This window comes from Pseudomonas sp. PDM28 (assembly GCF_019219115.1).
GTDB classification, from domain to species: domain Bacteria; phylum Pseudomonadota; class Gammaproteobacteria; order Pseudomonadales; family Pseudomonadaceae; genus Aquipseudomonas; species Aquipseudomonas laurylsulfatiphila.
Window position 1 is genome coordinate 269,804 of the sequence record NZ_JAHUWG010000012.1, and the last position, 13,024, is coordinate 282,827.

Consider the following 13,024-nt stretch of genomic DNA (forward strand, 5'->3'; position numbering starts at 1 on the left):
TGTCGAGGAAGTTTCAGATTTCTCCCACAGCTGTCAGAGCTGCAGAATCAGGGTTTTCAGCGGTGGTTGCTGATCCATCGACGGAAAGTCGGCGCCTGGTTTCATCACGCTCCACTCACGCACTGGCCGCCCGGCCTTCTCCGCACAACGCAAAACCTGTTCGCGCCAGTCGTCCATGCTGACTTTCGCCAGGTTGTTGCAGCAGATCAGCACGCCGTTGTCGGCGGTGGTCAACAAGGCCGGCTTGAGCAGGCTCTGATAGTCACGCAGCAGGTCGACGGTGCCGAAAGCGCTCTTGGCCCAGGCCGGAGGGTCCAGCAGCACCAGATCGTACTGGCGCTGGTCCAGGCGCTGATAGCTCGGCAGTTTTTGCCCGCGGCGCTGGCTGATCGGCAGGCCGGCCAGTTGGCGAATGGCCGGGAAGTAGTCGGACTGGATAAACTCCATAGTCGGCAACTGCGGGTTGAGTAAACCGTTCTCGCGACCGACCGCCAGGTTGCCTTCGGCGAAGTCCAGGTTGCACACCTCGCGCGCACCACCGGCCGCGGCACTGAGGCCGACGCCACAGGTGTAGGCGAACAGGTTCAGAACGCTTTTGTTCTTGCTGTGATCCTTGACCCAGCCGCGGGTGTTGCGCAGGTCGAGGAACAGCAGCGGGTCTTGTCCGGCATGGCGGCCACGCACTCGATAGTTCAGGCCCCATTCGTGGCCTACCAGGTCTTGCAGGGCGGCTTCGTCGGCGCGGTAGACAATGTCTTCGCGATCGATGCGCGAGTTTCCGCGGGAGCGGTCGTTGTAGACCAGCAGGGTTTCAAAGCCCAGGTATTGGTTGATCGCTTCGTGCAGTTGCAGCAGCGCCTCGCGCTCCAGCGGCTGGTGGAAGCTCTGTACCAGCAATTGCGGGCCGTAGCGGTCGATGGTCAAGCCACCGGCACCCTCCTGGCTGCCGTGGAACAGGCGATAGCAGTCGGTACCCTGCTGGTGCAGTTCGGCGAGCAAGTCCTGGCGTTGATCGAGGGCGGCGCGCAGCGCCTGATTCAAGGAAGACATGCTGGGCGCCTTGCAGGAGAGAATTGGGCGCGGGAGTTTAACACTGTGGCGAGGGGGCTTGCCCCCGTTCCAGTGCGTAGCACTGGCAAAATTTCGGAAACGCTCGAGAGCTGGGGGCCGCTTCGCAGCCCAACGGGGGCAAGCCCCCTCGCCACAGAAAAAATCGCAGCAATACCTGCTAGGTCAATATCCCCATCCGTCGCTTGGCCCGATGCACCGATCCATTACGCACCGCCCAGCGCAGCATTGGCGCGCTGCGATTGACGCTGGCGCGGATCAGCTTGCGTTGCAGCGGGTTCTGGCTGACGCCGAGCATGTCACTGGCCCAATCCGGCAGCAGATCGATCCCCGCCTGCATCATCAACCCGCCGAACGGCCTGGCCAATCGACTGGGAGAGGGCGCGTTCAACAACAGGCGCAGCACCTCGCGGCTGCGCTCGTCGCACAGCAGTTGCGGGCGGATGCGCTCAAGGTAGTCGGCAATTGCCTGCCGCGAACGGGGCACATCCCGGGCACCAAGACGCTCGGCGACCAAGGCGATCTCTGCGTAATAGCGATCCTGATCGACTAGGGACAGATGCGGGTTGCGATAGCGCAAATGCGCAGCGAGGAAATTGCTGACCTCGGCGACGTGCACCCAGGTCAGCAGGTCGGGATCGCTGGCGGCATAGGGGCGTCCATCCGGCGCCGTGCCGGTCACCTGCAAATGGATGGTGCGAACCTTCTCGATCAACCAGTCGGCGTCTTGCCGCGAACCGAAGGTGGTACCGGAGATGAACTGCCCGGTGCGACGCAAGCGACCGAGCATGTCTTCACGAAAATTCGAATGGTCCCACACCCCGGCCAATGCCAGCGGGTGCAGGGCCTGCAGCATCAGGGCGCTGATGCCACCGATCAGCATGCTGCTGAAATCGCCATGGACTTGCCAGCTCACCGAGTCCGGTCCGAACAGCCCCGGGTCGCCCTTGGGGTTCTCCAGGTCGAGCTTGCCCAGGGACAAACCGGTCAGGCTCATGATCTGGGTTTCGATGCGGCTGCGGATGAATTCCATGGTGTCCCGGTAATTTCCTGTAGGAGCTGCCGCAGGCTGCGATCTTTTGATCCTGCAGAGCAAAGTCAAAAGATCGCAGCCTGCGGCAGCTCCTACAAAGAGCGAGCATTATTGATGCAGGCGTTTATCGATCAGGCCCTGCACCACGCTCGGGTCGGCCAGGGTCGAAGTATCGCCCAGGCTATCGAGTTCGTTGCAGGCGATCTTGCGCAGAATGCGCCGCATGATCTTGCCTGAGCGGGTTTTCGGCAAGGCCGGCGCCCACTGGATCAAGTCCGGTTTGGCGAAATTGCCGATTTCCTTGCCGACCAGGGCCAGCAATTGCTGCTTCAGTTCATCGTTGGTTTCGACGCCGTTCATGGGCGTGACGAAGACATAGATGCCCTGGCCCTTGATGTCGTGGGGGTAACCGACCGCAGCGGCCTCGGCAATGCTGTCGTGCAGCACCAGGGCGCTTTCCACTTCGGCCGTGCCGATACGGTGGCCGGACACGTTGATCACATCGTCGATGCGCCCGGTGATCCAGTAGTCGCCATCTTCATCGCGCCGCGCGCCATCGCCGGTGAAGTAGTAGCCGGGATACGGCTTGAAATAGGTGTCGACCATGCGCTGCGGGTCGCCATAGACGCTACGGATCTGCGCCGGCCAGCTGGATTTTATGGCCAGTACGCCGCTGCCGGCGCCTTGGATTTCCTTGCCTTGCTCGTCGAGCAGCACTGGCTGCACGCCGAACATCGGTTGTGTGGCGCAACCGGGCTTGATTCGTTGGGCGCTGACCAAAGGGCTGAGCATGATGCCGCCGGTCTCGGTCTGCCACCAGGTATCGACGATCGGGCAACGCTCTTCGCCCACCTCATGGAAGTACCACTCCCACGCTTCCGGATTGATCGGTTCGCCGACCGTACCGAGTAACCTGACGCTGGCGCGGGAGGTTCCCTTCAACGCGGCGGGCCCTTCGCGCATCAACGAGCGCAGGGCCGTCGGGGCGGTGTAGAAAATGTTCACCTTGTGCTTGTCGATTACCTGCCAGAAGCGCGAGGTCGTCGGGTAGCTCGGCACGCCCTCGAAGATCAGCGTGGTCGCGCCGTTGGCCAGCGGACCGTAGACGATGTAGCTGTGGCCAGTGACCCAACCGACGTCGGCGGTGCACCAGAAGACCTCGCCATCGCGGTAATCCAGCACGTACTTGAAGGTCATCGTCGCTTGCAGCAGGTAGCCGCCGGTGGTGTGCAGCACGCCTTTGGGTTTACCGGTGCTACCGGAGGTGTAGAGGATGAACAGCGGGGCTTCGGCGTCCATCGGCTCGGGCGGGCAATCGGCGCTGACTTCGCGCAGGGCCTGCTGGTACTTGATGTCCCGTCCTTCGATCCAGTTCACCTGTGCAATTCTACGCTCGACCACCAGCACGGTGCTCACGTTCGGGCAGCTTTGCAGCGCTTTGTCGACGTTCTGCTTGAGTGGCACGGGCCGGCCGCCGCGCACGCCTTCGTCGGCGGTGATCACGGTGCGGCAGTCAGCGTCGAGAATGCGGTCGCGCAACGAGTCCGGGGAGAAACCGCCGAACACCACCGAGTGCACCGCACCGATGCGGGTACAGGCAAGCATGGCGTAGGCCGCCTCGGGAATCATCGGCATGTAGATGCACACGCGGTCGCCTTTTTTCACGCCACGGCTTTTCAGCACGTTGGCCAGGCGGCAGACGTTTTCATGCAGTTGTTTGTAGGTGATCGATGTCGAGTCAGCAGGGTCGTCGCCTTCCCAGATGATGGCGACCTGATCGCCGCGTTTCTCCAGGTGCCGGTCGATGCAGTTGTAGCTGACATTCAATTGCGCACCGGCAAACCAGCTGGCCTCACCGGTCTTCAGGTTGTAGCGCTGGACGGTTTCCCAGGGCGCGCTCCAGTCGAGAAAACGCGTGGCCTGTTCGGCCCAGAAGGTGCTGGGGTGTTCAATGGATTCGCGGTACAGGCGCTGATAGTCGTCTTGACTCAGTTGTGCAGCCCGGCGGACGGCATCGGCTTTGGGGAACTTGCTGATATCGAACATGACGGTTCCTTATTCTTGTTTTGCGACAAAGATAAAGATGCGCCGAGTGGTCAATGGGTTCAAGCCGTACACAAAACAACTGTGGGAGCGGGCTTGCTCGCGAAGACGGTGGTTCAGTCAACAAGGTTGTTGAATGTACCGGCCCCTTCGCGAGCAAGCCCGCTCCCACACTGGATATCCGTTGCCCACAAAGTTTGTACTCAATACACCCTTTGTGGGCAGGCTTCAAATCACCCGCGGTGACGACCGCGGAAGTAGTTGATCAGCCCTTGAGTCGAGGCGTCCTCGGCCGGGGTTTCCTCGCTACCGACCAGGCGGTTGTAGACACCTTTGCCCAGCTCTTTGCCCAGCTCCACGCCCCACTGGTCGAAGGCATTGATGCCCCAGATCACGCTTTGCACGAAGACTTTGTGTTCGTACATCGCCACCAGTGCGCCGAGGCGACGCGGGCTGATGCGCTCGACCACCAGGGTGTTGCTCGGACGATTGCCCGGGATCACCTTGTGCGGCGCGAGTTTGTGTACCTCGGCTTCGCTCATGCCTTTGTCGCGCAGCTCGGTTTCGGCCTCGGCCAGGGTCTTGCCGAGCATCAGCGCCTGGCTTTGCGACAGGCAGTTGGCGTACAGCCACTGGTGGTGGTCGGACACCGGGTTGAAGCTGACGATCGGCACGATGAAATCGGCCGGAATCAGTTGGGTGCCCTGATGCAGCAGCTGGTGGTAGGCGTGCTGACCGTTGCAGCCGACGCCGCCCCAGATCACCGGCCCGGTATCGGTGGACACGGGCTTGCCGTCCTGGCGCACGCTCTTGCCGTTGGATTCCATGTCCAGCTGTTGCAGGTGCTTGGTGATGTTACGCAGGTAGTGATCGTACGGCAGGATCGCGTGGCTTTGCGCGCCCCAGAAGTTGCCGTACCACACGCCGAGCAAGGCCAGCAGCACCGGCATGTTCTGTTCGAACGGTGCGCTCTGGAAGTGCTGGTCCATGGTGTAGGCACCGGACAGCAGCTCCTTGAAGTTGGACATGCCGATGGCCAGGGCAATCGGCAAACCGATGGCCGACCACAGCGAGTAACGGCCGCCGACCCAGTCCCACATCGGGAAGATGTTTTCTTCGCGAATGCCGAACGCCACGGCGGCGGCGTTGTTGCTCGATACCGCGATGAAGTGGCGATACAGCTCGGCTTCCGAACCCCCCTGGGCCAGGTACCAGGCACGGGCGGCCTGGGCGTTTTTCAGGGTTTCGAGGGTGTTGAAGGATTTCGACGAGACGATGAACAGCGTGGTTTCGGCACGCAGCTTCATGGTCAGTTCGTGGAATTCGCTGCCGTCGATGTTCGCCAGGTAATGGCAACGCACGCCTTTCTGGGCGTAGGACAGCAAGGCTTCGGACACCAGTTCGGGGCCGAGGAAGGAGCCACCGATGCCGATGTTCACCACGTCGGTGATCGGCTTCTCGGTGTAACCGCGCCACAGACCGTCGTGGATACGGCCGACGAGGTCGGTGATCTGGTTCAGCACCTTGTGCACTTCCGGCATCACGTTGACGCCATTGACCGACAGCTTGTCGCCGACCGGGCGGCGAAGCGCGGTATGCAGGGCTGGACGGCCTTCGGAAGCATTGACGATTTCGCCATCGAACAGCGATTTGATCGCGCCCTTGAGGTCGACTTCGTTGGCCAGGCCCACCAGCAGGTTGCGGGTCTCGGCGTTGATCAGGTTTTTCGAATAGTCGAGAAACAGGCCGCAGCTGCTGAGGGTGAATTGAGTAAAGCGCTGCGGATCGGCATTGAAGGCTTCGCGCATGCTGAAATCCTGCATGGCTTGGCGGTGGTCATTCAACGCTTGCCAGGCGGGCAGAGCGGTAACGTCGTGAGGAGTGCGGTAATACGCCATCGCTGCGGGTTTCCTTATTACTTGAACGGCCTTTAGAACACTAAAAATCCCGGAGCGCTGTGGGTGGGCGTTCCGGTCAACTGCGTCGACACGATTTCATGGCGCAGGGCGAATACAGTAAACCCCGCGCAATGATCTGTCTTGACTTTGTCTGACCTGTTTCCGGTACTTTTTTAACATCGAAGTTAGGAATGGTCCGACAAACGGAAGAGACAGGGCTCGGATCAGGCGACCTGGACCGGAATGGCATTGCTGGTGTGGCTCAGTTCATTGCCCGGTGCCATGTAGAGCATGCGCGGCTTGAAGTTGAGCAGTTCGGCTTCGCTGTAATGAGCGTAAGCGCAGATGATCACGCGATCACCGACCTTGGCCTTGTGCGCCGCGGCGCCGTTGACCGAGATCATGCGCGAACCTTCTTCGCCACGGATGGCGTAGGTGGTGAAGCGCTCGCCGTTGTCGACGTTGTAGATCTGGATCTGTTCGTACTCGCGGATACCGGACAGGTCCAGCCATTCACCGTCGATGGCGCAGGAGCCTTCGTAATCGAGTACAGCGTGGGTGACTTCGGCGCGATGCAGCTTGGCTTTGAGCATGATGGCGTGCATGAATGTTTCCCAGGTCGGCGGGCAAGTGGCCCGAAGGGTTTGTGGGCGTCAGTAAGGTCTGTATGGGCGCAGCAGAACCCCTGTGGGAGCGAGCCTGCTCGCGATAGCGGTGGATCAGGCAAAACTGTTGTGACTGAACATCCGCTATCGCGAGCAGGCTCGCTCCCACAGGTTTTTTTGTTGTCTAGATTGGCGCGTCGAGGTTCAGGTGCAGGTTGTCGATCAACCGCGTCGTACCGAGGAACGCCGCCACCAGAATCACCAGGTCACGATCCTGAGCCGTCGCCGGGCGCAGGGTCAGGGCATGGCGGATTTCCAGATAGTCAGGACGCAGGCCAGCCGTTTCGAGCTGTTTGACCTGCGTGTCGATCAGCGCCGGGAAATCGCGTTCGCCCTGCTTGATCGCCTCGCTGATCGCATTCAGCGTGCGGTAGACCACCGGTGCCACAGCGCGTTGCTGTTCGTTGAGGAACCCGTTGCGCGACGACAGCGCCAGGCCATCGGCCGCCCGTACGGTCGGCTCACCGATGATCTGGATCGGCATGTTCAGGTCATGTACCAGCGCGCGAATCACCGCCAGTTGCTGGAAGTCCTTCTCGCCAAAGATTGCAAGGTCCGGCTGAACCATGTTGAACAGCTTGCTGACCACCGTCGCCACGCCTTCGAAATGCCCCGGCCGGCTTGCGCCGCACAGGCCTTCGGACAATTGCGGGACACTGACGCGGGTCTGGCCGGCCATGCCGTCGGGATACATCTCCTCGACGGTCGGCGCGAACAGCAGATGGCAACCGGCCTGGAGCAGTTTTTCCTGGTCGGCGGCGAGGGTGCGCGGGTACTTGTCGAGGTCTTCGCCAGCACCGAATTGCAGCGGGTTGACGAAAACGCTCGCCACCACGAAGTCCGCCCGTTGGGAGGCCTTGGTCACCAGCGCAACGTGACCGCTGTGCAGGTTGCCCATGGTCGGCACAAAGGCAATGCGCTTGCCTTCGCTACGGGCACGGGCCACAGCGGCCCGAAGTTCACGTACGGTTTTTACGGTGTTCATGCAGAGAATCCGTGTTCGATTCCAGGGAAAGTCGCCGCCTTGACTTCAGTCACGTAGGCATTCAATGCAGCTTCAATGCTGGTCTGGCCAGTCATGAAGTTCTTCACGAATTTTGGCACGCGGCCGGTAATGGACAGCCCCAGCATGTCGTGCAGAACCAGCACCTGGCCGTCGGTGCGATTGCCGGCGCCAATCCCGATCACCGGAATCTTCACCGCCTGGGTGATTTCTTCAGCCAGCTCGCTCGGGACGCACTCGAGCAGCAGCATGGCCGCGCCAGCCTGTTCCAGGGCGATCGCGTCGGCACGCATCTGCCGCGCCTGATTTTCATTGCGACCCTGGACCTTGTAGCCGCCAAGGATGTTCACCGACTGCGGCGTCAGACCCATGTGCGCGCAGACAGGGATGCCGCGCTCGGCCAGCAGGCGAATCGAATCGGCCAGCCACAACGCTCCTTCGACCTTGACCATGTGCGCGCCGGCCTGCATCAACAGGGCGCTGTTGGTCATGGCTTGTTCGGTGGTGGCATAGGCCATGAAAGGCAGGTCGGCGAGGATCAGGGCATCGCTGTTACCGCGTTTGACGGCAGCCACGTGGTAAGCCATTTCTGCGCTGGTGACAGGCAAGGTGCTGTCGTGGCCCTGTAAAACCATGCCGAGGGAGTCGCCCACCAGCAGCACTTCGACGCCGGCCTGGTTGCAGGCGTGGGCGAAGGTTGCGTCGTAGCAGGTCAGCATGGTGATCTTTTCACCTTTTTGCTTCAGACCTTGCAGGGTGGTCAGGGTGATGGCTGGCATGAAAAGTTCCTCATTCAGGCGCTGTGGAAACTACTGCGAGTAACGCGCGTGATTCTTCGTTGAATACAGGCGCACGCTCTTTCGTCGTGCTTTTAAGGCCTGGATTGCGCCCTTGAACGCCGTGTTGGCGGCAGCGGGACGCCTATAGTCGTGAGGAGAACGAGGGAAGTCAATTGCGTGTGTTACCGCATTGTTACGGGTGGGGTGTTACCGGAGTAACTGATGCGATTCAGCAGCAGATCTTGTGCCCGACACAAAACCAATGTGGGAGCGGGCTTGCTCGCGAAGGCGGAGTTTCAGTCAACATTGATTCTGGATGACACACCGCTTTCGCGAGCAAGCCCGCTCCCACAGGTGATTTGTGTCACGTCGGGAGCAGGCGTTCCAGGCCGACGAACGGGCATGCATTGAGCAGTTCGGCCAGGGTCCGGCCATCGGCCAGCTGCAGATCGGCAGGTGCCAGCTCGGCCAATGGATATAGCACGAAGGCCCGTTCCTGCATGTGGTAGTGGGGAACCTTGAGGCGCGGTTCGTCGATCAGGCGATCACCGAACAGCAAGATGTCGAGGTCCAGCGTACGCGGTCCCCAGCGTTCAAGGCGCTTGCGACCCTGGCCGTTTTCGATGGCCTGCAAGGCATCCAGCAATTCCAGAGGTGCCAGCGTGCTGTCGAGAGCGGCCACCGCATTGGTGTAGCGCGGTTGTCCGGGAAGCAGCGAGTCGCTTTGATAAAACGCAGAAACCCCGACCAGTCGGGATTGCGGCAAGGACGCCAGCGCCTCGGCGGCGCTGCGCAATTGTTCGGCGGGGTCAGCCAGATTGCTGCCCATGCCGATGTAGATGCGTTCCATGGATTACTCGCCCGTGTTGCTCGAAGCACCGGCGGCGCGCTTGCGCTTGGAACCACCGCTGCGGCGACGCTTGCGCGGGGCGCCAGTGCCTTCTTCCTTGCCGCTGAGGTCGCGGATCATGTCGCGGCGCTCGCTTTCATTGGCGTCCTGATAGTCGGTCCACCATTCGCCGAGGCCGTCAGTCTGCTCGCCCGCACTCTCGCGCAACAGCAGGAAGTCATAGCCGGCGCGGAAGCGCGGGTTGTCCAGCAACAGATCGGCACGCTTGCCGCTGCGGCGCGGCAGGCGTTCCTGCATGTCCCAGATCTCGCGGATCGGCATGGTGAAGCGTTTCGGAATCGCGATTCGCTGGCACTGTTCGGAAATCAGCTCATGCGCTGCTTCCTGCATCGCCGGAATCGGCGGCATGCCACGCTCCTGCAGACGCAGGACGCGCGCCGGCAGGGCAGGCCAGAGCAGGGCCGCAAACAGGAACGCCGGGGTGACCGGTTTGTTCTGCTTGATCCGCAGGTCGGTATTGATCAGGGCTTCGCTGATCAGGGTGTGGGTGTAGGTCGGGTTGTATTCCAGTGCTTCGGCGCTGGCCGGGAACAGTGGATCGAACAACTGCAAGTCGACCAGCATTTCAAACGTATCCGCGGCGTGGCCGGAGAGGAACAGCTTGAGCACTTCTTCGAACAGGCGAGCCGACGGGATCTCGCGCAGCATCGGCGCCAGGTCGCGGATCGGCAGGGCACTGTGCTTTTCGATACCGAAATTAAGCTTGGCGGCGAAACGCACGGCCCGCAGCATGCGTACCGGGTCTTCCTGGTAGCGTTGCTTCGGATCGCCGATCAGGCGGATCAGGTGGTTGCGGATGTCGTGAACGCCGTTGGCGTAATCGAGAATGCGCTCGCTGACCGGATCGTAATACAGGGCATTGATGGTGAAGTCGCGACGTTGCGCGTCTTCTTCCAGGGTGCCATAGACGTTGTCGCGCAGGATGCGCCCGCTTTCGTTACGCGAAGACTGGTTGCTGTCTTCCTCGTCTTCGTTTTGCGGGTGATTGGCGCGGAAGGTCGCGACTTCGATGATTTCGCGGCCGAAGTGGATGTGCACCAGTTTGAACCGACGCCCGATGATTCGAGCGTTACGGAATTCGGCCCGTACCTGCTCGGGGGTGGCACTGGTGGCAACGTCGAAATCTTTCGGTGTAATGCCCAGCAACATGTCGCGCACGCAGCCGCCCACCAGGTAAGCCTGATAACCGGCGCTCTGCAGGCGTTCAACGATATTCACCGCATAGCGGCTGAATTGCGCCTTTTGCAGCGAGTGTTGGCCGCTGTTGAGCACTTCAGGCGTGCTGCGAATGTGTTGCGTAGGACGCTTGGGAGAACGGAATGACTGGAACAGCTTCTTCAGCATGGGATGCACTGTTTGAAGGAATATTCGGCCATAACAGAAGAATGACCGCATGATGGGCGGGGATTCTAGCATTTAGTCGGGGGATGGTGTAGGACACAGCAGATATGAGCTGTAAGGCGCAGGGTGTAGGAGCGAGCTTGCTCGCGATGGACGTGAACGATTACGCGTAAAACCAGATGCCCCGAGGTGTCTGTGGGATTTTCGCGAGCAGGCTCGCTCCTACAGTGATACGCGGGTTTTTCTGAATCGCAGAAACTACAAGGGGAGCCGAAGCTCCCCAAGAAGTAGTTGCATGCTCTATTTTTATTTTTGGTTTCGGGCTTTTTGTTTTTGTTAAGTGCCCTTGCCATGAAGCTTTCCTTCATGACCCTCCCAATCGGGAGCCAAGAGCAAACGGATTGCTTTGGTCGCTGAATTGCAGTGATCTTTCGATCCAACCAGTACAGGCTCTGTCTTAGGACAGTTTTTGTTGTTCTCGGCCTGGTCGTGGGGCAAGCCCCAAATACAACGCCTCTCCAAAAGAATCAGTTAGCTGCGCCTCTCGCCGTCTTGTTTTTATTGTGCGTGAGTCGATTCGTCTTATTTTTATTGTCTTGTGCATTGCTTGTTATTGTTCTTGTACCAAACATATAGCAGGGTGCGTGCCAACTTTTGCGAAACCCAATAAAACAAGGGGTTAGGCCGGTTGCCAGGCATTTCGAAGGCGAAAAAAAGCCGGGGCTTCGTTACCGTAAGCCCCGGCTTCTGTTACGTGAAAAAGCTGAGGTAACAGTTTTTTCACAATGTCACGTGTTACCCGCACATGAGACAGGTGGGGTTCAGCTTTCGCTGGCCACCCCGGTCTTGCGTCGAGGGATGCCCAGGCGCTGACGGCGTTCCCACAGGCATTTGCGGCTGACCCCGAGTTTGCGGGCCAGCTCGGTTTCAGTCATGTGGTCCTGATGCTCGAGGACGAAATGCTGGAAGTAGTCTTCCAGGGAGAGGTCTTCGGTCGGCTCGTGATTGCTGTTACTGGCATTGCCATTGCCCTGTTGTGGGGGCAGGCCAATGAATTCGTCATCTTCCAGGTCGCCCAGTTCGATGTCGATGCCCAGCAACTCGGCGGAGATTTCCGGGCTTTCGCACAGGATAACCGCGCGCTCGACGGCGTTTTCCAGTTCGCGAACGTTGCCCGGCCAGGAGTAGTGACGAATGGCTTGCTCGGCATCCGCGGCGAACTTCAGGTCGGTGCGGTTGATTCGCGCACTTTGCCGCGCGAGGAAGGCGTTGGCGATTTCGTTGACGTCCGCACCGCGTTCGCGCAGGGCTGGCAGCTTCAGCGCAATAACGTGGAGGCGGTAATACAAGTCTTCGCGGAACTGGCCGATCTTCGCCAGGCTCTTGAGGTCGCGGTGAGTCGCGGCGATCAGGCGCACATCGACTTTTTGCGACTGCACCGAACCTACGCGACGAATTTCGCCTTCCTGCAATACGCGCAGCAGGCGAGCCTGGGCTTCCAGTGGCAGTTCGCCAATTTCGTCGAGGAACAAGGTGCCACCGTCCGCTGCTTCCACCAGGCCGGCGCGCCCGGCGCTGGCGCCGGTGAATGCGCCTTTTTCGTGGCCGAACAGTTCGGACTCGATCAGGCTTTCCGGAATGGCTGCGCAGTTCACCGAAATCATCGGTGCCTTTGCGCGCCGGGACAGGTTGTGCAGGGCGCGGGCCACCAGTTCTTTACCGGTGCCCGATTCGCCCTGGATCAGCACGTTGGAATCGGTCGGCGCGACTTTGCGGATCTTGCCATACAGGTCCTGCATCGGCGGACATGAGCCGATAATGCCGATTTCGCCGTTGCTGTTGTCGGCACCGGACTTCGCCGCACCGTTGTTGGCGGTTTTGCCGGCAACCGCTTCACCACCGGTTTGTGCCGTTTGTCGGTCACGCAGGATTCGTGCGGCGGCTTGCAGCATTTCGTCGTGGTCGAATGGCTTGGCAATGTAATCCACCGCACCCATTTTCATCGAGTCGACTGCCGAGCGCAGGCTCGCGTAGCTGGTCATGATCAGCACCGGCGTACCTTGGGCGAGCTTGATCAACTCTGTGCCAGGCGCGCCCGGCAAGCGCAGGTCACTGACGATCAGATCGAACGAGGGAATGGTGAAGCGTTCTTGTGCTTCCTGCACTGAACCGGCTTCGCTGACCTGGTACTGGTTGCGTTCCAGCAGGCGGCGCAAGGCGGAGCGGATAATGGTTTCGTCTTCGACGATCAAAATGTGCGGCATTGATTCGATACTCTCGACGG

Annotated in this window: 10 protein-coding genes; all 10 read right to left on the reverse strand. The window is 60.3% G+C overall.

Annotated elements, in window-relative coordinates:
- Positions 1-33 precede the first annotated feature (33 nt).
- The 10 genes from KW841_RS26485 to KW841_RS26530 all read right to left on the reverse strand — a co-directional run bounded on the left by KW841_RS26485 (position 34) and on the right by KW841_RS26530 (position 13,004).
- Positions 34-1,050, reverse strand: a complete 1,017-nt coding sequence (locus KW841_RS26485) for a class I SAM-dependent rRNA methyltransferase (RefSeq protein WP_218480322.1) — start codon at positions 1,048-1,050, stop codon at positions 34-36.
- 178 nt (positions 1,051-1,228) lie between these two features.
- The gene (locus tag KW841_RS26490) at positions 1,229-2,101 is read right to left on the reverse strand and encodes an oxygenase MpaB family protein (RefSeq protein ID WP_218480323.1); all 873 of its coding nucleotides are present in this window, start codon (positions 2,099-2,101) and stop codon (positions 1,229-1,231) included.
- 108 nt (positions 2,102-2,209) lie between these two features.
- A complete protein-coding gene (acs, locus tag KW841_RS26495; protein WP_218480324.1) occupies positions 2,210-4,147 on the reverse strand; it encodes an acetate--CoA ligase in 1,938 nt (645 codons plus the stop codon).
- 230 nt (positions 4,148-4,377) lie between these two features.
- A complete protein-coding gene (gene pgi, locus KW841_RS26500; protein WP_102701626.1) occupies positions 4,378-6,042 on the reverse strand; it encodes a glucose-6-phosphate isomerase in 1,665 nt (554 codons plus the stop codon).
- A gap of 224 nt (positions 6,043-6,266) precedes the next feature.
- Positions 6,267-6,647 (reverse strand): aspartate 1-decarboxylase, encoded by a 381-nt coding sequence (panD, locus tag KW841_RS26505; protein WP_003228271.1) that lies wholly within the window; start codon positions 6,645-6,647, stop codon positions 6,267-6,269.
- Between the two features lie 184 nt (positions 6,648-6,831).
- Positions 6,832-7,692 carry a pantoate--beta-alanine ligase gene (gene panC, locus KW841_RS26510; RefSeq protein ID WP_218480325.1) on the reverse strand — a complete coding sequence of 287 codons (861 nt, stop codon included), beginning with the start codon at positions 7,690-7,692 and terminating at the stop codon, positions 6,832-6,834.
- A complete protein-coding gene (gene panB / locus KW841_RS26515; RefSeq protein WP_116581787.1) occupies positions 7,689-8,489 on the reverse strand; it encodes a 3-methyl-2-oxobutanoate hydroxymethyltransferase in 801 nt (266 codons plus the stop codon). The genes panC and panB overlap by 4 nt, the downstream gene beginning before the upstream one ends.
- A gap of 364 nt (positions 8,490-8,853) precedes the next feature.
- Positions 8,854-9,339 carry a 2-amino-4-hydroxy-6-hydroxymethyldihydropteridine diphosphokinase gene (gene folK / locus KW841_RS26520; protein WP_218480326.1) on the reverse strand — a complete coding sequence of 162 codons (486 nt, stop codon included), beginning with the start codon at positions 9,337-9,339 and terminating at the stop codon, positions 8,854-8,856.
- Positions 9,340-9,342: 3 nt separating this feature from the next.
- The gene (locus KW841_RS26525) at positions 9,343-10,743 is read right to left on the reverse strand and encodes a polynucleotide adenylyltransferase PcnB (protein WP_218480327.1); all 1,401 of its coding nucleotides are present in this window, start codon (positions 10,741-10,743) and stop codon (positions 9,343-9,345) included.
- 818 nt (positions 10,744-11,561) lie between these two features.
- Positions 11,562-13,004: a sigma-54 dependent transcriptional regulator gene (locus KW841_RS26530; RefSeq protein ID WP_218480328.1), complete on the reverse strand. Its 1,443-nt coding sequence runs from the start codon at positions 13,002-13,004 to the stop codon at positions 11,562-11,564.
- Between the last annotated feature and the right edge of the window lie 20 nt (positions 13,005-13,024).